Genomic DNA, 19938 nt, shown 5'->3' on the forward strand with positions numbered 1-19938 from the left:
CCCCCCCCCCGCCGCGGGCGCGGCGGGGCGGGCGGCCCCCCCCCCCCCCCCCCCCCCCCCCCCCCCCCCCCCCCCGAACCCACTTCCCCTCACGACACCGTAGGACGGATATGACCAGCAGCTCGCCCATCTGGCTGACGATGCACGCCCGCGAACAACTCGAGGCAGAGCTCGCCGAACTGCTCGCCGCCCAGGACACGGCAGACGCCGAAACCGCCGACCAGCAGGATCTGCTGGCCGCCCGGCACCAGCGCACGACCCGTATCGCGCATATCCGGAACCTGCTGAGCAACGCCGTGTTCGGCGAGGACCCGCCGGACGACGGTATCGCCGAACCCGGCATGGTGCTCACCATCCGCTACGACGGCACCGACGACACCGAAACGTTCCTGCTCGGCAGCCGCGACGCCGAACACAGCGACCTCGAGGTCTACTCCCCCGACTCTCCCCTCGGCGCCGCGCTCACCGGCGCCCGCCGCGGCGAGCAACGCAGCTACAAGGTGCCCAACGGCACCGAAATAGCGGTCACCCTGCTCGAAGCCGTCCCGTACGGGCGCACCGTCACAGCCGCATCCCGCCCCGCCCGATGATCGACCTGACGGCTCCGAGCATGCGCGCCCGCACCACCGAAATCACCCTGCTACACATCAATTCCCCAGCGATCGTCCGGGACGACCGGACGATCGCTCTTCCCATCCACTCCTGGCTCTCGGCGCAATTCTGGGATCTCTTCGGCCTGCCCAGTATCGACTGGGCGCTGTCCGCACTCTCCTTCGGCACCGAGACCACACCCCGCACCTACGTCGCCCGCTACTACGACTACCCCACCACCTGGACCAGGGAGCCACTGGCGGTGGACATCCCGGCGACCCTCGGCCCCGGTCCCGGCGTACTGGAAGTTTCGGGCCCGATGACCTGGGGGCGCCGGCGCCTGGTCGAACGTACGAGCCTGGTGATCGCCCTGGCCGAACCCCTCGAGCGTCGGCTGCACACGGACCTCCCCGAACGACTGTGGGAAGAAGATCGCTGGCACACCACCGTTTTGGTGCCGGACGTGCGGCCGGGCGCACATTCACCACTGCGATACAGCGAATCCTGGTAGCGAGGCTCTACGCCGACAGCGACGAGCCCGGGGTCTACTTCGGTCAGACCCAGCAGCAGGGCACGCCTTTACCCTATGTGGAGCAAATTCAAACGTAGCCTGAAACACAATCACTGCCCCCGCCGATCATTCAAAGGATCGGCGGGCTTTGTTTTCGCCGCATACGGACAGGAAACATGCATGGCATACCAGGATCCGCAGGCCGCGAACGTCGAACGCCGAAGACGTACCAACCGCAACACTCTTATCGCCGTCGGAGCGATCATCGGCGCGATTTGCTTATGTGGCGGCTGCGGCGCCGTGTTCGGGAACGATGGCGAACCGGAGGCACCCGCCACTCCCCTCACGACGACGCGGATGACGACGACATCACCGTCGACCACACGCCCGGCGACAACGACACCCACACCTTCCACCACGCTCATTCCCGGCCCGGCGACCAGCAGCGCACTGCCGACGGTCCAAGAGCCGACCACGCAAGCGCCCGCAGCGGTCGAACCTTCGCCGACTCCCCCGCCCCCGCCGGAACCCGAACCCGAACCCGAACCGATGCCGGTACCGACGCTCGACGCTCCTGCCCCGCCGCCCGCACCGCCCGTGTCCTACAAGAACTGCGCCGCCGTCCGCGCGGCCGGCGCCGCCCCGATCTATTCCGGCCAGCCAGGCTATGGACAGCACCTCGACCGTGACGGCGACGGTGTCGGCTGCGAAAACTGACGTTCGCCCCAGAAACGGCCCCGATCATGTTGGGGTCAGGGCCGGTTTCGGGAAGCATTCTCGGGCATCTCACTTTCCGGATGAAGGGTGGAGCAGTGACGACGCAACTCACCAAAGGTCAGAACGATTCTCTGGGAACGGAGAATATGTCGATCTCGGTCGACATCGCTGCGCCGGCCGATCTCGTCGCCTTGCTGGTAACGGATAAGGGGATGGTCCGTTCGGACACCGATTTCATATTTTTCAACGCGCCTTCGGGACCAGGAGTACGCCTGCTGCCGGGTGACGACGGGCAGCCCGGCATCCTCGAGGTCTCCCTCGCCACGATCCCGGCGGATATCGCGCAGATCCGCGTGGTGGTCGCGCTCGCAGCTCCTGACACGATATTCGGCCGGCTCCCCGCCCCCACCGCCACTGTGACCGATACTGCCGGAAACACTGCCTACACCTACCGGTTGGTCGGCCTCGGCGCCGAGACCACTGTCGTGGCAGTCGAAATCTACCGCCGTTCGGGCTCCTGGAAGATCAGGGCGGTCGGTCAAGGTTACGCGGGCGGCCTCGCGGAACTGGTGACAGCTCACGGCATCACAGTGGTCGGCGAACCGGCCACACCATCCCCTCACGACAGATCCGAAAACACCCCACCGCCCCACGTCGATGCCGATATTCGCACTGCCCGTGGCGAAGAGAAACTGTCGCTGGAAAAACGCGCGAAGCTCGATCTCCGGAAACGCGAGGTAGCCAACGTACTGCTCGAGAAGGGCGTCCGCAGCGCCCGTGCCCGAGTGGTACTGGTCATCGACAAAACCGGCAGCATGCGTCGCCTGTACCGCACGGGAACTGTTCAGCGGGTCGTCGAACGCATGATCCCGGTCGCGATTCAGCTCGACGATGACGGCCGTATCGAGCCGTACCTCTACGCGGCCGATTACGCCAGACTTCCCGATATCACCGTTGCCCGAGCCGACGAATGGTCCACCGAATACCTGCACATTGGTGGACGCCATGGCGGTATCGACTATGCGGAAATCGGCGGGTCCAACAACGAACTCCCGGTCATGCGCGAGATCATCGCCTCCCTGAGCCGCCACAGCGAACCAACTCTGGTGTTGTTTTTCACCGACGGAGGATTCCGCGAACGCGCGAAGATCACCGCACTCCTGCGTCGAGCATCCGAGCTTCCGGCGTTCTGGCAATTCATCGGGCTGGGCCATGCCGACTACGGGCTTCTCCAGAGCCTGGACACAATGACCGGGCGGCACATCGACAATGCGGGCTTCTTCTCGGTCGACGATATAGACACGCTGACCGATGCCGACCTCTACGACCGGCTACTCGGCGAGTTCCCCGACTGGCTCCGTGCCGCACGATCCGTCGGCATTGTGCCCTCGCACCCTGCACCCGCCGACGCCACGACCACCCTGGAATAGAAGCTCGCGTCCAACCGGCGGGGCACCGGCGTGCGGTGGTCGGCACCACTCCTGCAGGACCGAGACCGTCGAGCCCGGACAGCTCATGGATATCGCGGCCACCAATGCCTCGGGCCGCATGCGGTGCGTAGCGCGCATCGCTCATCGGATTCCTCCGACCGGTTCGGGAAGAGCGCCGCGCGCATGGGAGATCGCGTCGGCAGTGTCGGCGAAGACAGCCTCCTCGCCCGCGGCGGGAAGGGCACCGATCGCCGCGAGGCGGCCGAGGTGATCGGCGCGGAGCCCGGACATGAGCACGGTGATGTTGTGGTGTTCGAGCTTGCGGATAGCGTCCTCGAGCACGATCGCGCCAGTGGTGTCGAGGGCGGTGATACGCGACATCCGCAGGATCACGACTTTCACGCCGGAGACGTCGGCCAGTTCGAGCAGGAATCGGTGCGCAGCAGCGAAAAACAGCGGACCCTCGATGCGGTAGGCCACGATATGATCGCGCAGCAGGTCGTGTTCTTCGACGAAATGGTCGCCCTCATCGAGTGGAACCTGGTCCAGGCGCGCTTCCCGGGCGACCGAGCGCAGAGCGAGCACAACCGCGATGCCGACACCGACGGCGACGGCGGTGACGAGGTCGAAGGCGACGGTGGCAGCGAAGGTGACAACCATGATCGCGGTGTCGCTGCGGGACGCTCGTGCGATCGCGGCCAGGGAGGCGGTTTCGACCATCCGCACCGTAGTGGCCAGCAGGACACCGGCGAGGGCGGCCAGGGGGATCTGGCCGACCAGCGGTGCGGCCAGGTAGAGGAGGGCGGCCAGCACGACCGCGTGGGTGAGGGCCGCAAGGCGGGTGCGGGCGCCGGAGCGGACGCTTACGGCGGTGCGGGCGATTGCGCCGGTGGCGGGGACACCACCGAACAGTGGTGCGGCAATATTGGCCAGGCCCTGGCCGAACAGCTCACGATCGGGATTGTGGCGGGTGCCCACCGACATCGAATCCGCAGCAGTGGCCGACAGCAGTGATTCCAGAGCAGCGAGCGCGGCCACAGCCAGCGCGGGCGCGATCAGCGACCCGAGCCGACCGGGATCGAGGAAACCGAGCGAAGGGGCGGGCAGCCCCACAGGCAGGGCCCCGATGCGGGTGAGGTCGAGCCCCGCAAGTCCGGCCACAGCGGTGGCTACCGCGACCGCCACGAGCGCGAAAGGCAGTTTGGGCAGGTACCGGCCGCCGATCAGGACCGCGGCGGCGACCAGCAGTGCGGTGATCGGCGGGGCAGGGTCGGGGTGGTCGAGGTATCCGCCGACAGCGTCGGCGGCCAGCTGCCACATCTTCTCGCCCTCGGCGTCAGCCACACCGAGCGCGGACGGGAACTGCTGCAACGCGATCACCACGGCGATACCCGCGGTGAATCCCTCGATCACCGGCGCCGGCATATAGCGGACCGCACGCCCGACACCGGCCGCGGCGAGCACTACCAGCACCACACCGGCCATCAATCCGACGGCGAGGACGCCCGGTCCACCGTGTTCGGCCACGATCGGCAGCAACACCACGGTCATCGCGCCGGTAGGACCCGACACTTGGAACCGGGAGCCACCGAACACCGCGGCCACCACACCGGCAATGATCGCGGTAGCCAGGCCCGCGGCGGCGCCGAGACCCGAGCTGATGCCGAAACCGAGTGCCAACGGCAACGCCACCAGCGCGACGATGATACCGGCGAGCAAGTCCGGGCCTGGGCGGCGCAGCGCCGGCGTCCAGTCCGCCCGGGTGGGCAGGAGCGCGCGCAGGGTCACGACGCCGCGCCGATGGTGTAGGCGGGTCGGGCCGGGGGGCGCCCCGCCATCGCGCCGATAAAACGCTCGGTCGTCACCGTGCGCACCACATCCTCGAGCGCGGTCAGATCGGCGACCTCGGCCACCCGGGCCAGGATCTGCGCAGGATCGGTGAGCGCGGCTGTCGACTCGACGCCGGACATGTGAACGGGCTCCACTGACATCTCCTCCATCAACAACTAGATGACTATGTAGGAAACTATGCAAACAAGCGGCAGTGGCATCCCGACCGAGGTCACGGGGAGAGCCGCGCCGATCCGCCCGTCAGGCGGGCTGTTCTTCCAAGGCCTCCGCCTGCCCCGCCACGACCCCGGTCAAGATGGCACGCGCCGCGGTCAACAGCTGCGCCACCTGCGGTGAGGTGAGCTCGTAGATCACCGACAACCCCTCACGACGACTGGTTATCAACCCGGCCCGCCGCAGCACCGCCAATTGCTGGGACAGATTCGCCGGCTCGATATCGATATCGTCGAGCATCTCCGATACCGCATGCTCGCGACGGCTCAGCAGTTCCAGCACACGGATCCGCACCGGATGTCCCAGTGTCTTGAAGAATTCCGCCTTCATTTGATATAGGGGTCTGCTCGAGCCTGGCATTGTGTCCACCTTCCGCCGATGCGCCCACCACACTACTTGCATACATTAGCAGACAGGAAAGCTTCACCGATCGGCGGCAAGTACTGCCGCGAGGCCTTCTCGCAGGTCCTCGACGAAATACTCGGGAACCTCCAGCGACGGGAAATGTCCGCCTGATTCGGGCGTCCTCCATCGAACGATCTGCCGGTACCGCTCCTGCGCCCAGGGACGGGGGCATTTCTCGACGTCGCGGGGATACATGGTGAGCGCCGACGGGACGTCGACCCGGAGTTCGGGATCGAACGAATTGTGGCTTTCGTAGTAGATACGGGCCGCCGATGCCCCGGTCCGCGTCAGCCAATACAGGGTGACGTTGTCGAGGAAGCGGTCTCGGGAAATCGTCTCGAACGGGCTGTCTTCGGTATCGGACCACTCGGCGAACTTGTCGAGGATCCAGGCGAGCAGTCCGACCGGTGAGTCGACGAGCGAGTAGCCGAGGGTCTGCGGCCGGGTGGCCTGCTGTTTCGCGTAGGCCGCGCGGTGGCGCCAGAAATCGCGGGTTTCCGCGATCCATTCGCGCTCGACAGCCGTCAACCCGTCCGTCGACAGCCCGGGGGGCGCCTCCGCGAACGTCGTGTGGATACCGAGTACCCGGTCCGGAAACCTCCCGGCGAGAACCGAAGTGATATTGCCTCCCCAGTCGCCGCCGTGGGCAACGAACTCTCGGTAGCCGAGCCTTCCCATCAGTTCCACCCAGGCGGCCGCGATCTTTTCGGTTCCCCAGCCGGTGGTGGCCGGTTTATCGCTGTAGCCGAAGCCCGGTAGCGACGGGACCACCACATGAAAGGCCGGCGTGCCCGGGTCTTCCGGATTTGCCAGCTCGTCCACTACGTCGACGAATCGGACAATGCTGTCGGGCCAACCGTGCGTGATGAGCAGCGGAGTGGCGTCTTCGCGCGCGGACCGGCGGTGCAGGAAGTGGATTCCCAGATCGTCGATGGTCGTGTGGTACTGACCGATCCGGTCGAGGCACGCTTCGAAAGGCCGCCAGTCGTACTCGGTGCGCCAATAGTTCGCGACATCGACGAGGTCGGCGAGTGGAACGCCCTGGTCCCATCGGCGCGGGCCGGGCGCGGTGCGGTAGACCGTCTCGGGCTCCGGCAGGCGCGCCGCGGCCAGTCGTGCGCGCAGATCGTCGAGGTCGGCGTCGGTTGCGTGGGCTTCGAATGCTTGCACCTCACCGGTTGAACGGGACATGGGGCCTCCTGGTTGTCACCGAACCGGCCACCAGCGTGCGAACCGGCTGAGACGGTTCTAACATGTCTTTCTGTCCACGGGCAACCGGCTAAGGTGGTTCCATGCCCGATCGGTTCCCTGATTTCCGCCTCGGCAGCGTGCTGGCGACCAGCTTCACGGCGACCCTGACGGAACGTCGCGGCGATGCCGTGGAGCGCATTCCCACGCCGCAGCGACTCGTCGACTGGCTGGCCGTGAACGGCCTCGCCGTGCAGTCCTGCACCACCGCCCAGCTCGAACTCGCGCGGGAACTCCGGGAATCAATCCACACCGCCGCGACGGCGGCCGCGCTCGGCGACGATCTCCCTGCGACTGCTGTCCGGATCATCAACGACCGCAGCATTCAGGGCCGGGCCGCGGCCGTCCTGACGCCCCAGGGCACGCGCCGCTGGCGACTCGGCTCGGCTTCCGGCGTAGAAGATGCCCTGAGCGTGATCGCCGCCGACGCGATCGGCATCATCGCAGGCGAACGCGACGGAAGGTTGGCCTTGTGCGCCTCACCGACGTGCCGAGCAGCCTTCTTCGATACGAGCCAGAGTCGAACCCGCAAATGGTGTGACATGAACACGTGCGGGAATCGCCAGAAGAAGGCGCGCTTCCATGCCAGACAAGCGTGATCGCTGTCGATCCTCGCTCACGGCGCACTAATCGGTGGAAGCGCCCATCTGCACTACGCCGTGGGATCCGCTGACCCGCCAATCCGGTTCGGTGTCCTCCAGAGCCGCGACGATCCCGGCATCGATACCCACGGCAACGTCGCATTTGAGTGTGCGCAAGGCGATTACGCGGGACGGGAAGTATTCCGTGACCGCGGAGAACGACGTTGTGGCCGGCCACTGGCAGTCCCCGACGAGTCGCCGGTAGTTGAGGTCGCCCTTGAGAATCACTGTGTCGGCGCGCGCGAGACCGTCACGCAGATCCGCGGGCAGGTGATGAAAGGACAGGGGTGCACAGTAGAACTCGTGGGTTCGCACCCTGACGCGGCCGGTTCCGAGTGCCGAACCGAGCCGCGCGGCGGTCGCGCGCGCCGCCCCGGAAACACCCGCGAGACGCTGGAGGGTCGCCAGCAAATCGGCAGTGGTGGCATCCGAGACGTAGTAGGGCCGCGGCTTGAGGTGCAGGTCGACAGCGATGTCCGGATGCAGTCGCAGCAGGTGATCGATGAGGAAGAGATCGGGGATCAGTTCTCGGCCGGCATTGTCGGCTATCAGGCAGATGGTACCGGCGGAAAGGGTTTCGAGGTGGTGGGCGACTTCCGCGGTCTGATCGTCGAGGATTCTGCCGGGCGCGTCCCCGCCCGCCGCCGGCGAACCCGACAGACGAAACCCCAGATCCGCCCGGTTGCCCCAGAGCGCGGCGTGCAGAAGCGCGGTCGTGCGCTCCCGCGGTGAATAGACGGGATGCTTGTCTGCCGCCGATAGTTCGGCATCTAGCGCGGGGTCTGCGAGCTCGGCTCCTTTGCGAGTGAACGGGTCGATACCCCGCCACGGACCGGGACCGAAGTAGCCGACCGCGTCGAGCAGCAAATGGTAGAAGTAGCTCTCGGCCCAGAGGAACGGGACGTCGAGCCACCGCTGCCCGTACATTTCGCTTCCCCACCGGTCCCATCGCGATTTACCGGCACTGCCGTCGGGCGGCGGTTGCACGGTTCCCGTGATGTGTTCGCGCAGCGCGTCGAGGCGGTCCCGAATTTCGGGCGGATAGGGGTGTGCTTCGCCGACCTGTTCGATGATGGCGGGATGCCGCCGGGTGAGCACACGCCATGCGAACGAATCCGGTTCGGTGGACACGATGGTCCGCGGCTCGCTTGTGCTCGACTCCATGGAACTCCGTTCGCAGATCGGCGGGCAGCGATTACAGTCGCCTCCGGCAGCGCCGATAAGCATAGTCACGGGTATCGACTCGCCGGCATGGCCGACCTGGGCACAGTCGGGTGATCGTCCGATTTCCGGGTATCTCCGGATCTCCTGGAGCTGGGTCCTCATGCCTGCCCACTCGCGATCGCCTGTACAGCCCGGTCGAATTCTGATCAGGGCGAGAAGAAGCCTCGGCACCGCCGTGTCGGGCCGCTAGGTTCGCGGCGGTGAGTATCGCGATCAGTAGTCCCGGAGCCCCGCCCGCTCCTCGCCCGTCGCCGCGGACCGTGGCGTTCGGGAGCATGATCGGCACGACCATCGAGTGGTACGACTTCTACCTCTACGCGACCGCCGCAGCGCTGGTGTTCAAACCGCTGTTCTTCCCCAACGTTTCGTCCACCGCGGGCACCCTGGCCACGTTCGCCACCTACGCGGCCGGGTTCGGCGCCCGCCCGGTGGGCGCGATCATCTCGGGCCATCTCGGTGACCGTATCGGCCGCAAGACCGTACTGGTTGGCGCGTTACTGCTGATGGGCGCCACCACCACCGCGATCGGCCTGCTGCCCACCTACGCGCAGGTCGGGCTGCTGGCACCCGCGTTGCTGGCCGCACTGCGGGTGCTGCAGGGCCTGGCGGTCGGCGCGGAATGGGGTGGTGCGGCGCTGCTGTCGGTCGAGCACGCGCCACCCGGAAAGCGCGGGTGGTACGGCAGTTTCACCCAGCTCGGTTCCCCGGCCGGCATGCTGTTGGCGACCGGCGTCTTCTATGTGGTGCGCGCCGTGTCCGGTGAACAAGCCTTCCTGGACGGAGCGTGGCGGATCCCGTTCCTGCTGAGCGTTGTGCTGGTGATCATCGGATTGCTGATCCGGCTGCGGCTGACCGATGCCCAGATCTTCGATCGGCTGCGGGAACGGGACGAGGTGGCGCGGCTCCCCGTTGTCGAAGTTCTCCGCACGCAACCGCGGAACGTACTGCTCACCACGGGTCTACGGCTCTCCCAGATCGGGCTGTTCGTCCTGCTGACCACCTACTCCCTGACCTATATCCAGGACGAATTCGGTAAGGACAGCCAGGTGGGGCTGGTGGGGGTGCTGATCGCCTCGGCGCTCGGTCTCCTCAGCACGCCGCTGTGGTCATGGCTGTCGGACCGGGTCGGGCGCCGGCCGCTGTACCTGTTCGGCGCTGTGGGCGGGCCAGTCGCCCTGGCCCTGTTCTTCCTGGCGGTCGACACCGGATCGGAGATCGCCATAGTCCTGGCGATCGTTTTCGGTGTCAACGTCCTGCACGACGCGATGTACGGCCCGCAGGCCGCCTGGTTCGCGGAACTGTTCGATACCCGGGTCCGCTACAGCGGTACTTCACTCGGCTATCACATCGGGGCAGTGCTCTCCGGTGGTTTCGCCCCGCTCATCGCGGCCGCGCTGCTGGTCGCCGGGGGTGGACGCCCGTGGCTGATCGTCGGCTACTTCGTCGTGCTCTCCGCCCTTACTGCGCTGGCGGCCGCGGCGGCCCGCGAAACCTACCGCGACGATCTCGGCGAGGCCTGATGAAACGGATATACCTGAATGCCTTCGATATGGCCTGTGTCGGCCATCAATCACCGGGACTGTGGAAACATCCCGCCGACCAGGGCCACCGCTACAACGATCTCGGATACTGGACCGGTCTCGCCCGCCTGCTCGAGGACGGCGGCTTCGACGCGCTGTTCCTGGCCGATGTACTCGGTGTGTACGACGTGTACGGCGGCTCGCGTGATGCCGCGGTCGCCGACGCCGCCCAGTTCCCGGTCAACGATCCGAGCCTGGCGGTCTCGGCGATGGCCGCGGTCACCGAACGGCTGGGCTTCGGGGTCACGATCTCGCTGACCTACGAGCAGCCGTATGCCCTGGCCCGGCGACTCACCACGCTGGACCATCTCACCAAGGGACGGGTCGCGTGGAATATCGTCACGTCGTATCTGGCCAGTGCCGCTCGGAACATGGGACTCGACGACCAGATCCCCCACGACGAACGGTACGAGATCGCCGAGGAGTATCTCGAGGTCTGCTACAAGCTCTGGGAATCGTCGTGGGAGCACGATGCGGTGCAGCGGGATCCGGACCGCGGCGTGTACGCCGATCCGGCGAAGGTCCACGATATCGAGCACAAGGGCCGCTATTTCACGGTGCCCGGGCCGTTCCTGTGCGAACCGTCGCCGCAACGCACCCCGACACTGTTCCAGGCCGGCGCCTCCCCGCGCGGGGTCCGGTTCGCCGCCGCACACGCCGAAGCGGTATTCGTCTCCGGCCCGAACCCCGAGGTGGTGCGTCGCCCGGTGCGGGCGCTGCGCGAGGCCGCGGCCGAACTCGGCCGCGATCCCCGGTCGATCAAGGTGTTCACCATGCTGACCCCGATCGTCGCCGAAACGAGGGACGAGGCATTGGCCGGCCTGCGGTCCTACGAGCATTTCGTGAGTGTCGAAGGGGCGCTCGCCCTGTTCGGCGGGTGGACGGGCGTGGATCTGTCCCAGGCCGACCCGGACGAACCGTTACGTCATGTGGAAACGGAGGCGAACCGGTCGGCGCTGACATCCTTCACCTCCGATCCGACCCGGATCTGGACACCACGGGATCTCGCCGCCTCACTCGGAATCGGCGGCCGCGGGCCGGTAGTCGCCGGGTCACCGGGTGACGTCGCCGATGAGCTGGAACGCTGGGTCGACGAGGCCGATATCGACGGATTCAATATCGCCTACGTGACCACACCGGGAACCTTCGCCGATTTCGCCCGCCTCGTGGTGCCGGAACTGCGGCGACGCGGGCGGGTTCCGGAACACACCGAACCCACCACCCTGCGGGAGAAGTTGGGAGGTAGCGGGCCGCTGCTGGCCGCCGACCACCCGGGGTCTGCTCATCGCAGGTAGACATGCGGTCGCGAACGAGCAGCGAGCGCACCGGACACGGTAGTTGTTCGGGGAATCTCGGTGGCCGGTTGCCAACCGGCAGGCGAAGTAGCGCCGACGCGGCCTCGTCCGCATTCCGGGTTCAGCCGGCATCCTGATACTCGATGCCGAAACACGCCCGCAAGCGTTGTGAAATATCGGATCATTACTCTCACGCTGTCCAGGTGTCCCCGTGTTCATCCCACCGAGATGAATCCGGACCGGCAGCATCGTGCAGGGGAGTAATTCAATGACTGTCACCGAACCCGGCGAGCCCGGCCCCGGCATCGACGGCGAATACCTCGGCAAGAGGACGTTGCGGACCGGGACAGCCGGCTGGGTGTTGCTGGCCGGGCTCGGCGTCGGCTATGTGATCAGCGGTGACTACTCCGGATGGAACTTCGGACTCGCAGAAGGCGGATTCGGCGGCCTGGCCGTCGCCGCCGTCGTGATCGCTGCCATGTACGGCGCCATGGTGCTGAGTATGGCCGAGATGTCCGCGGCCCTGCCGACCGCGGGCGGTGGCTATACGTTCGCCCGCCGGGCCCTGGGTCCGTGGGGTGGGTTCGCGACCGGAACAGCCGTGCTGATCGAGTACTCGATCGCTCCCGCCGCGATAGCGACGTTCATCGGCGCGTACGTCGAATCCCTCGGGTTGTTCGGCATCGTCGACGGATGGTGGGTCTATCTCGCCGTCTACGCGCTCTTCGTCGGTATCCATCTGGCCGGTGTCGGCGAGGCGCTGAAGGCGATGTTCGTCGTCACCGCGATCGCCCTCGTGGGTCTGGTGATCTTCGCGGTGGCGAGCATCGGCAGCTTCTCCTGGTCGAACCTGACCGATATCGCACCCGACCCGGAGGCCGCGGGTGCGAGCGAATTCCTGCCGTTCGGTTACCTCGGGATCTGGTCGGCGCTGCCGTTCGCCATATGGTTCTTCCTCGCGATCGAGGGAGTTCCGCTGGCCGCCGAGGAAGCACGGGACCCCGCGCGCAACGTACCGCGCGGCATTATCGCGGCTATGGCGGTCCTGGTCGTGACGGGCGCGGTGGTGCTGATTCTCGTCCCGGGTGCCGGTGGTGCGGCGGCGATGCAGGCATCAGGTAATCCGCTCGTCGAAGCGCTGGGCTCGGGCACCGCGGCGACGGTTGTGAACTACATCGGTCTGGCCGGTCTGGTCGCCAGTTTCTTCTCCATCATCTACGCCTACTCGCGGCAGCTCTTCGCCCTGTCGCGGGCCGGGTATCTGCCGCGTGGGCTCTCGATCACCAACGCGCGCAAGGTTCCGGCGGCGGCGCTGATCGTGCCCGGTGTGATCGGCTTCGTGCTGTCGATCTTCGGCAACGGTGCGACATTGCTCAACATGGCCGTGTTCGGCGCGGCACTGAGTTATGTGCTCATGATGATCAGCCATATCGTGCTGCGCCTCCGGGAGCCGGGTATGGAAAGGCCGTACCGCACACCCGGCGGCCTCGTCACCGCGGGCTTCGCACTGGTGATCGCCGTGCTTTCGGTGTTCGCAACCTTCCTCGTGGACTCCACCGCAGCCTTCGGATGCTTGGTCGTCTTCGCGCTGTTCATGATCTATTTCGGCCTGTACAGCCGGACGCGGCTGGTCGCCGGCTCTCCCGACGAGGAGTTCGCCGCCCTGGCCGCTGCGGAGGACGAACTCCGCTGACCGCCGTCCGTCCCGGCGGCAGCAGGACGCACAGTCGGCCGCACGCGCGGTCGACGACCCGAAGGCAGCTCGGAAGCCGGGAGTAAGCTTCGAGGTTGCGCAGGATGAGGTTGCGCAGGATTCGGAGGGGACTCGACACCGATACGGGGCGATCATGCACACTCCCGCCGAGGCGAGCAGCGAGGGGCACGGCAGCCTGGAAGTTCGCGTCTACGCCGAACTGAACGATTTCCTGCCCCCTCGCTCCCGCTTCTCGGTACTGCGGCGACCGGTCCGGTCTCATCAAACCGTCAAGGATGTCGTCGAGGCGGCGGGTATCCCGCACACCGAGGTCGACCTGCTGCTGGTGAACGGCGAATCCGTCGATTTCGGGCACCGCCCGCATCCGGGCGACCGGCTGACGGTCTACCCGGTGTTCGAAAGCCTGGATATCGCCCCGCTCACCCGGGTACGGCCCGCTCCGCTGCGCGAACCGCGCCTGCTCGCCGATGTCAATCTCGGTGGCGCCGCACGACTCCTGCGACTGATGGGTCTCGACGTCCGCTGCGAATTCGACGCCGACGACGCATATCTGGCCGAGATTTCCGCGGACGACCATCGCGTCCTGCTCACCCGGGACCGCGGCCTGCTCGCCCGCCGGATCGTCACCCACGGACTCTTCGTTCGCGCCGATCTTCCGGTCGAGCAGACCGTAGAGGTGATCGACCGCCTCGATCTGTCCCGCCGCCTGGCTCCACTCACCCGCTGCCTGCGCTGCGGCGCGCCCCTGGCAGACGTGGCCAAGGGCGAGATCATCGATCGGCTCCCGCCGCGCACCCGCCGCGAACAACACGCTTTCCGCCGGTGCACCGGCTGCGACCGGATCTACTGGGCTGGTACGCACCAGCGCCGCCTCGACCAACTCGTGGACCGGATCATGTCGCGGATCCGGTCTGTCCCCTACTCTGCCGATCCGCCGGCGGGGCCCGGCTCCGGCTCCTGACCGGTGAGCAGCCCCAGCGCGATGACATCGGTGGCGGTTCGCAGCAGCTCGCGCAGTTCGGAAGTGGTCCGGCGCAGCTCGTCCGGACGCCACCCGAGGCTGATGATGCCGTTCCAGGACGCCCACAGCACGGTGGCGACGGCCGCCGGGTCACCGGCTCGGACGGTGCCCGCCCTGCGACCCCGGTACCGGGACCTTGCCGGATCGATCGGGCACCGGCGATGAACGAGAGCATGAGCGAACGGGTGCGGAACTCCGTGGAACCCCCGCTCGATAAGGGCTGCGCCGCCGTCCGCTTGCGCGACCCGGCCGCCTGTGCCGGACGCGGGCACGGTTGGCCGAAACAGATCGACCGGCAGGCGCTGTGGCGGACCGACGGCCGGACCATTCGAGTGATCGCCGTCGGCCGGAACGTCGATGCTCCCGATTCGTACCGTTCGCATCCGATCGCCATCCCGATCTCGTCGAGATGCGTGACGGTGCCCGGAAGTGTCGCCGCTCCAGGACGCGATCCGGCGCGACTACCGCGGGTTCCTAGCTTTCCGACTTTCCGATGTCGCGGCGCGTGGCCCGTCCGGCGGTTCGATTTCTCCCGCCACTCGGTGCAGCGTGGAGACAAGGGCGGGCAGGTGATTCCGGTCGTAGCGGACCGACGGCAGCGAAATCGACAAACCGGCCAGCGGCGCACCGCCGGAGTCCCGCACCGGCACCCCGATCGCCACCACTCCCCGTTCGGACAACCCGTTGTTGAGTGCGAACCCCGCGCGCCGGACCCGGGCGAGCTGCGCACGCAGACCCGGAAGGTCGGGGCGTTCGTCGGGACGCTCCGCATATCGGCTCTCGGCGTAGAGTTCTTCCACTTCACCGGGGTCGAGGTCCGCGAGCAGGACCAGGCCCGCCGTGGTGCGATGCGCCGGGAACACCATGCCCTCCCGCGAACCCACCCGCAGGGCCTGCCGGCACTCCACGCTGGCGATGAATCGCGCGGTATCCCCGGTGCGGATCGTGAGGTTCGCCGACTCCCCCACCAGATCGACGAGCCGTTGCAGGTGCGGTAGGGCGACTGCCCGCAACCGCGAGGTCAGCGATTGCGAATGGGCGGCGAGTTCGAGCACCGGACCCGGGTGATACTTCCGCTGCTCGTCCTGCACGGCGAAGTCCCGATACACCAATGTCTGCAGCAGCCGATGCGCCGTAGAGCGCGCCACCTCCAGACGTTGCGCGACCTGGCTGACCGTCAACCCACCCTCCAGCTGCAGCATCACTGCTGCCCGCAGCGCATGATCCGCGCTGGTCACGACATACGCCGGTGGATTCTTCGGTTCCGTCTTACCCATCCGCTCGTTCTGCTCTCCAGAATTTGATGTTCTGCTGATACGACGCACGCCACTGTAGGCGATATGAGCACGACAGACACTCCCGTCCGGTTGCAGGCGGTGGCCGCGCCGAACCAGCCGGATGTGACCCCTGCCCTCGAGGAGCTGTATCGCGGGTTCGAGCAGGAGCTGCTCGTCCCGCTGTGGACCGAGATCGGCGACCTCATGCCCGCGCATCCCCGCTCGCGTGCCGTGCCGCATCTGTGGCGGTGGGAGAATCTGCTTCGCCTGACGGCGAAGGCCGGCGATATCGTGCCCGTCGGCCGCGGCGGGGAACGGCGGGCGATCGCACTGGCCAACCCGGCCCTCGGTGGCCGTCCGTTCGCGACCCCGACGCTGTGGGCGGCGATCCAGTATCTGATGCCCGGCGAGGACGCCCCGGAACATCGGCACACCCAGCACGCCTTCCGGTTCGTGGTCGAGGGGTCGGGTGTGTGGACCGTGGTCGGCGGCAGCGGTGATGTGGCGGACGGGGATGCGGTGCCGATGCGGCGCGGGGATTTCCTGCCCCAGGCCGGCTGGAACTGGCATGCACACCACAATGCGACTTCGGAGCCGATGGCCTGGATCGACGGCCTGGATATTCCGTTCCAGTACGTCGTGGAATCGCAGTTCTTCCAGTTCGGGCGGGAGCAGATCAGCGACGCTGAGCGGATCACACCGGAGCGGTCGCGGTCGGAGCGGCTGTGGGGGCATCCGGGGTTGCGGCCGGTGTCGGTGGATGCGGTGGCGCCGGGGTCGCCGTTGCTGGCCTACAAGTGGGAGCACACCGATGCCGCGCTGAACGATCAGTTGCTGCTGGAGAAGGAGGGGTACGGCGGCACCGTCGAACCCGGGCATGCGGCGGTGCGGTTCTCGAACCCGCACAACGGCTCCGACGTTCTTCCCACGATCCGCGCGGAGTTCCACCGGATCGCCCGCGGCGCGGAAACCGCCCCGGTCCGCGAGACCGGGTCCGCGGTCTACCAGGTATTCGACGGTTCCGGCACGGTCACCGTGGGCGAGAGGTCCTGGTCGGTCACCCGCGGTGATCTTTTCGTCGTCCCGTCCTGGGCACCCTTCTCCGCCAAATCCGAAGCCGGATCCTCCGATTCCGATTCGGGGGCGCTCGACCTCTTCCGTTTCTCGGACACACCCGTGTTCGAGGCACTCCAGCTCAACCGTCAGGAGACCATTCGATGAAACTCGCCACCCTCCGCGTCGACGGCGGCACCCGCGCGGTCCGTCTCGACGGTGACGTCCTCGTCGATCTCGGTTACGCCGACCTGGGCGCGCTGTTCGCCCAGCACGATTGGGCGACGGTCGCCGCGGGCGCCACCGGCGCGACCTGGCCCGTCGAAGGCGCCGATCTGGCCCCGGTGGTGCCGAACCCGTCGAAGGTGATCTGCGTCGGGCACAACTACACCGACCACATCAAGGAGATGGGCCGCGAACTTCCCAGCTATCCGACGCTTTTCCCGAAGTTCGCCGACAGCCTCATCGGTCCGAACGATCCGATCGTGAAGCCCGCGGAAACGGACGCCTTGGACTGGGAGGTCGAGCTGGTGGTGGTGATCGGTGCACCGGTGCGCCGGGCCACCGAGGAGCAGGCCGCCGCCGCCATCGCGGGCTTCACTGTCATGAACGATATTTCGGTGCGGGACTGGCAGTTCCGGACCGTCGAATGGACGCAAGGCAAGATCTGGGACTCCTCCACTCCGGTCGGCCCCTATGTCGTGACACCCGACGAGGTCGGCGGGGTCCGTCCGGCCCTCGAGGTCGAAACCCTGGTCGACGGCGAGGTCATGCAGCGCGACGATACGGGCACGCTCCTGTTCGATCCGGTGCATCTGGTGCAGTACGTCTCGACGGTGATCCGGCTCAATCCTGGCGACCTGATCGCCACCGGAACCCCCGCCGGAGTCGGCCATGCCCGCGACCCCAAGATCTACCTCGCCGGCGGCGAAACGGTCGTGACGCGGATCGCGGGCCTGGGAGCGTGCACCAACAAGGTCGTGAAAGCCTCGTGAGTACACGCACGCACGCCGATGCACTGGCCTGGGTCGAGCACGGAACGGCGCTGTTCACGGCACAGATTGCCCGGTTCGGCGAACAGCAACTCCCGCAGCCGAGCATCTTGCCCGGCTGGACACGTAAACATCTGGTGGCTCATGTGGCCGCCAACGCGGACGCGCTCGGCAACCTCGTGCGCTGGGCCGAAACCGGTGAGCGCACCCCCATGTACACCTCGGCCGAGCAGCGCAATGCCGATATCGCAGCCGGCGCACAACGGTCCGCCGCCGAACTGACGGAATGGCTCAACGCATCGGCACACCGGCTGGGCGCCGCCATGGCCGCCCTGACCGGCGAACAGTGGCGCACCGAAGTCGTCACTGCTCAGGGCCGGACCGTCCCGGCCACGGAGATCCCGTGGCTGCGGGCACGCGAGGTGTGTGTCCATGCCGTCGACCTCGGCTCGGACACCACCTTCGCGGATCTTCCCGACGATTTCCTCACCGCGCTGATCGCCGATATCCGGGGCAAACGCGGCCTCGAGGAGGTACCCGCCGGTCCGTTGCCGGAGGTGGCCGCCTACCTCGCCGGTCGTCCCCATTCGCTCGCCGACGTCGCAGACCTCGGCCCATGGCTGTAGAGGAGGGCTGCACTGTGAGCACCCCGGATATCGTCATCGTCGGCGGCGGAATCGGCGGGCTGAGTACCGCTTTCGCGCTGTCCCGGCTCGGCCTGCGGGTGCGGGTCCTAGAGCGGTCGAAATTATTCGGTGAGGTCGGCGCGGGTATTCAGCTGGCGCCCAACTGCACCCGCATCCTCGACGATTACGGTCTGCTCGACGAGGCGAAGGCCCGCGGCGTGGTACCCGACCGGATGGTCATGCGCGACGCGGTCGACGGTAGCGAGCTGACCGCGCTCGACCTGCGCGACCTCGAACGGAAGTACGGCTTCCCGTACCTCGTCATCCACCGTAGTGATCTGCACGCCCTGTTCCTGGACGCGTGCCGGAAATCGGGTGTCGAGCTGCGCACCGAGCAGCGGGTGGTGTCCTACACGCAGGATTCCGGCAGGGCCGCCGCGACAACCGATACAGGAGCCGTGCACGAGGCGGATGTCGTGCTGGCGGCGGACGGGCTGCATTCGGTCGCCCGGAAGCTGTTCAGCGACGACGAACCGGTGTCTTCCGCGTATGTCGCCTATCGCGGTACCGTGCCGATCACCGAGGTCGGTCAGCCGGTCGACCTCTCCGAGGTGGCCGTCTACGTCGGCCCGCGCTGCCATTTCGTTCACTACGGCCTGCGTGGCGGCGACCTGCTCAACCAGGTCGCGGTGTTCGAATCACCCAGGGCTCGTGCCGGACTGGCCGACTGGGGAACTCCCGGCGAACTCGATACCGCGTTCACCGGGACGTGCGATTTCGTCCAGCAGCGGCTACCGCATATGTGGCGGGACAAATGGTGGCGGATGTACGACCGTGACCCCATCGACACGTGGGTGGACGGCCGGATCGCACTGCTCGGGGACGCGGCCCATCCGCCGCTGCAGTACATGGCCCAGGGCGCGATCATGGCGATCGAGGACGGTTGGGTACTCGCCGAACATGCCGAGCGCCTCCGCAGCACCGACGGCGCGGTCGATTGGGCCGGTGCCCTCGCCGCCTATCAGGCGGTGCGCCCGGAACACTGCCGCCGGGTGGTGCTGACCGCGCGGGTCTGGGGCGAACTATGGCATCTCGACGGCCGCGAGCGCGCACAACGGAACGTACTGCTGCGGGCCCGGAAGACCGACGACTACTCGTTCACCGACTGGATCTACGGTCCCACCGCGCTGTTCCCCGAGGACGAACCGGCGATGTTCGAGCCCATCCCGCTCACCACAGCCGACCCGGTGGCCGGTGCGGCGGCGGGTTGGCCCACCGGAGCATCCCTGGATTCGATTTCCCGGTAGCCGGCCGGCACATCGGAGTGCGACGCACCTTGCCGCTGCCGTACCCACCACCGTAAAATATGACTCCCATCACATTTTGTTACCCGAGTGTGGGTCGGCAGCGGCGCAGGTGGAGGTGGCTCGCACCGGCGCAACTCGGCGCGACGGATTCGCGGTCGTGCCGAGATCGCAGAACGAACAATGCGCGGGCGGCGCAATCGGCTGTCGACCGCGCGTCAGCCTTCGGTCGCAACGGAGCGCCG

The 19938-nt window shown here is 67.2% G+C and carries 20 protein-coding genes; 13 read left to right on the forward strand and 7 right to left on the reverse strand.

From position 1 onward, the window contains the following. Window positions 1–110 precede the first annotated feature (110 nt). The 4 genes from QH195_RS17145 (at window position 111) to QH195_RS17160 (ending at window position 3249) form a co-directional block, all read left to right on the forward strand. Window positions 111–590 carry a GreA/GreB family elongation factor gene (locus QH195_RS17145; RefSeq protein WP_280436129.1) on the forward strand — a complete coding sequence of 160 codons (480 nt, stop codon included), beginning with the start codon at window positions 111–113 and terminating at the stop codon, window positions 588–590. After that, window positions 587–1102 carry a hypothetical protein gene (locus QH195_RS17150; RefSeq protein WP_280436130.1) on the forward strand — a complete coding sequence of 172 codons (516 nt, stop codon included), beginning with the start codon at window positions 587–589 and terminating at the stop codon, window positions 1100–1102. The genes QH195_RS17145 and QH195_RS17150 overlap by 4 nt, the downstream gene beginning before the upstream one ends. Before the next feature lie 180 nt (window positions 1103–1282). After that, window positions 1283–1819, forward strand: a complete 537-nt coding sequence (locus QH195_RS17155) for an excalibur calcium-binding domain-containing protein (protein WP_280436131.1) — start codon at window positions 1283–1285, stop codon at window positions 1817–1819. Window positions 1820–1914: 95 nt separating this feature from the next. Then, entirely contained in the window at window positions 1915–3249 is a 1335-nt protein-coding gene (locus QH195_RS17160; RefSeq protein WP_280436132.1) for a vWA domain-containing protein, read from the forward strand. A gap of 141 nt (window positions 3250–3390) precedes the next feature. On the opposite strand, the gene QH195_RS17165 is transcribed toward QH195_RS17160, so the two are convergent. From QH195_RS17165 to QH195_RS17180, 4 genes are all read right to left on the reverse strand, one after another. Beyond that, entirely contained in the window at window positions 3391–5037 is a 1647-nt protein-coding gene (locus QH195_RS17165; RefSeq protein WP_280436133.1) for a SulP family inorganic anion transporter, read from the reverse strand. Then, window positions 5034–5234: a hypothetical protein gene (locus tag QH195_RS17170; protein ID WP_280436134.1), complete on the reverse strand. Its 201-nt coding sequence runs from the start codon at window positions 5232–5234 to the stop codon at window positions 5034–5036. Before QH195_RS17170 ends, QH195_RS17165 begins: the two co-directional genes overlap by 4 nt. 106 nt (window positions 5235–5340) lie before the next feature. Continuing rightward, window positions 5341–5673, reverse strand: coding sequence for an ArsR/SmtB family transcription factor (locus QH195_RS17175; RefSeq protein WP_280436135.1), 333 nt, complete (start codon window positions 5671–5673; stop codon window positions 5341–5343). 63 nt (window positions 5674–5736) lie between these two features. Continuing rightward, window positions 5737–6909 (reverse strand): epoxide hydrolase family protein, encoded by a 1173-nt coding sequence (locus QH195_RS17180; protein WP_280436136.1) that lies wholly within the window; start codon window positions 6907–6909, stop codon window positions 5737–5739. Window positions 6910–7010: 101 nt separating this feature from the next. On the opposite strand from QH195_RS17180, the gene QH195_RS17185 reads away from it, so the two are divergent. After that, complete coding sequence (locus QH195_RS17185) at window positions 7011–7565, forward strand: CGNR zinc finger domain-containing protein (protein ID WP_280436137.1); 555 nt, start codon at window positions 7011–7013, stop codon at window positions 7563–7565. A gap of 27 nt (window positions 7566–7592) precedes the next feature. Here the strand turns inward: QH195_RS17185 and QH195_RS17190 are convergent, their stop codons facing one another. Further along, a complete protein-coding gene (locus QH195_RS17190; RefSeq protein WP_280436138.1) occupies window positions 7593–8771 on the reverse strand; it encodes a damage-control phosphatase ARMT1 family protein in 1179 nt (392 codons plus the stop codon). A gap of 335 nt (window positions 8772–9106) precedes the next feature. Here QH195_RS17190 and QH195_RS17195 point away from each other — a divergent pair, with 335 nt between their 5' ends. The 4 genes from QH195_RS17195 to QH195_RS17210 all read left to right on the forward strand — a co-directional run bounded on the left by QH195_RS17195 (window position 9107) and on the right by QH195_RS17210 (window position 14381). After that, on the forward strand, window positions 9107–10351 hold the full coding sequence (locus tag QH195_RS17195) for an MFS transporter (RefSeq protein ID WP_280436174.1): 1245 nt from the start codon (window positions 9107–9109) through the stop codon (window positions 10349–10351). Next, complete coding sequence (locus QH195_RS17200; RefSeq protein WP_280436139.1) at window positions 10351–11706, forward strand: LLM class flavin-dependent oxidoreductase; 1356 nt, start codon at window positions 10351–10353, stop codon at window positions 11704–11706. Before QH195_RS17195 ends, QH195_RS17200 begins: the two co-directional genes overlap by 1 nt. 268 nt (window positions 11707–11974) lie before the next feature. Then, on the forward strand, window positions 11975–13399 hold the full coding sequence (gene eat / locus QH195_RS17205; RefSeq protein WP_280436140.1) for an ethanolamine permease: 1425 nt from the start codon (window positions 11975–11977) through the stop codon (window positions 13397–13399). 154 nt (window positions 13400–13553) lie between these two features. After that, window positions 13554–14381 (forward strand): Mut7-C RNAse domain-containing protein, encoded by an 828-nt coding sequence (locus QH195_RS17210; RefSeq protein WP_280436141.1) that lies wholly within the window; start codon window positions 13554–13556, stop codon window positions 14379–14381. Here QH195_RS17210 and QH195_RS17215 read toward each other — a convergent pair. Continuing rightward, a complete protein-coding gene (locus QH195_RS17215; protein ID WP_280436142.1) occupies window positions 14339–14512 on the reverse strand; it encodes a hypothetical protein in 174 nt (57 codons plus the stop codon). The genes QH195_RS17210 and QH195_RS17215 overlap by 43 nt on opposite strands. A 390-nt stretch (window positions 14513–14902) precedes the next feature. Beyond that, window positions 14903–15718, reverse strand: coding sequence for an IclR family transcriptional regulator (locus tag QH195_RS17220; RefSeq protein WP_280436143.1), 816 nt, complete (start codon window positions 15716–15718; stop codon window positions 14903–14905). A gap of 63 nt (window positions 15719–15781) precedes the next feature. Here QH195_RS17220 and QH195_RS17225 point away from each other — a divergent pair, with 63 nt between their 5' ends. Genes QH195_RS17225 through QH195_RS17240 form a run of 4 tightly spaced genes read left to right on the forward strand, consistent with a single transcriptional unit; the run spans window position 15782 to window position 19696 of the window. Beyond that, entirely contained in the window at window positions 15782–16939 is a 1158-nt protein-coding gene (locus tag QH195_RS17225; RefSeq protein ID WP_280436144.1) for a cupin domain-containing protein, read from the forward strand. Next, window positions 16936–17766, forward strand: coding sequence for a fumarylacetoacetate hydrolase family protein (locus QH195_RS17230; protein WP_280436145.1), 831 nt, complete (start codon window positions 16936–16938; stop codon window positions 17764–17766). The genes QH195_RS17225 and QH195_RS17230 overlap by 4 nt, the downstream gene beginning before the upstream one ends. Then, window positions 17763–18389, forward strand: a complete 627-nt coding sequence (locus QH195_RS17235) for a maleylpyruvate isomerase N-terminal domain-containing protein (RefSeq protein ID WP_280436146.1) — start codon at window positions 17763–17765, stop codon at window positions 18387–18389. Before QH195_RS17230 ends, QH195_RS17235 begins: the two co-directional genes overlap by 4 nt. Window positions 18390–18403: 14 nt before the next feature. Further along, a complete protein-coding gene (locus QH195_RS17240) occupies window positions 18404–19696 on the forward strand; it encodes an FAD-dependent oxidoreductase (RefSeq protein WP_280436147.1) in 1293 nt (430 codons plus the stop codon). The last annotated feature ends 242 nt before the right edge of the window (window positions 19697–19938 follow it).

The organism is Nocardia carnea, from assembly GCF_029868855.1.
GTDB lineage: Bacteria > Actinomycetota > Actinomycetes > Mycobacteriales > Mycobacteriaceae > Nocardia > Nocardia carnea_A.

Bases quoted from the DNA above. Each gene is read 5' to 3' on its own strand.
- QH195_RS17180 (WP_280436136.1), bottom strand. From the start codon at position 6,909: ATGTCCCGTTCAACCGGTGAGGTGCAAGCATTCGAAGCCCACGCAACC.
- QH195_RS17190 (WP_280436138.1), bottom strand. From the start codon at position 8,771: ATGGAGTCGAGCACAAGCGAGCCGCGGACCATCGTGTCCACCGAACCG.
- QH195_RS17145 (WP_280436129.1), top strand. From the start codon at position 111: ATGACCAGCAGCTCGCCCATCTGGCTGACGATGCACGCCCGCGAACAA.
- QH195_RS17210 (WP_280436141.1), top strand. From the start codon at position 13,554: ATGCACACTCCCGCCGAGGCGAGCAGCGAGGGGCACGGCAGCCTGGAA.
- QH195_RS17175 (WP_280436135.1), bottom strand. From the start codon at position 5,673: ATGCCAGGCTCGAGCAGACCCCTATATCAAATGAAGGCGGAATTCTTC.
- QH195_RS17150 (WP_280436130.1), top strand. From the start codon at position 587: ATGATCGACCTGACGGCTCCGAGCATGCGCGCCCGCACCACCGAAATC.
- QH195_RS17230 (WP_280436145.1), top strand. From the start codon at position 16,936: ATGAAACTCGCCACCCTCCGCGTCGACGGCGGCACCCGCGCGGTCCGT.
- QH195_RS17155 (WP_280436131.1), top strand. From the start codon at position 1,283: ATGGCATACCAGGATCCGCAGGCCGCGAACGTCGAACGCCGAAGACGT.
- eat (WP_280436140.1), top strand. From the start codon at position 11,975: ATGACTGTCACCGAACCCGGCGAGCCCGGCCCCGGCATCGACGGCGAA.
- QH195_RS17220 (WP_280436143.1), bottom strand. From the start codon at position 15,718: ATGGGTAAGACGGAACCGAAGAATCCACCGGCGTATGTCGTGACCAGC.
- QH195_RS17195 (WP_280436174.1), top strand. From the start codon at position 9,107: ATGATCGGCACGACCATCGAGTGGTACGACTTCTACCTCTACGCGACC.
- QH195_RS17185 (WP_280436137.1), top strand. From the start codon at position 7,011: ATGCCCGATCGGTTCCCTGATTTCCGCCTCGGCAGCGTGCTGGCGACC.
- QH195_RS17200 (WP_280436139.1), top strand. From the start codon at position 10,351: ATGAAACGGATATACCTGAATGCCTTCGATATGGCCTGTGTCGGCCAT.
- QH195_RS17225 (WP_280436144.1), top strand. From the start codon at position 15,782: ATGAGCACGACAGACACTCCCGTCCGGTTGCAGGCGGTGGCCGCGCCG.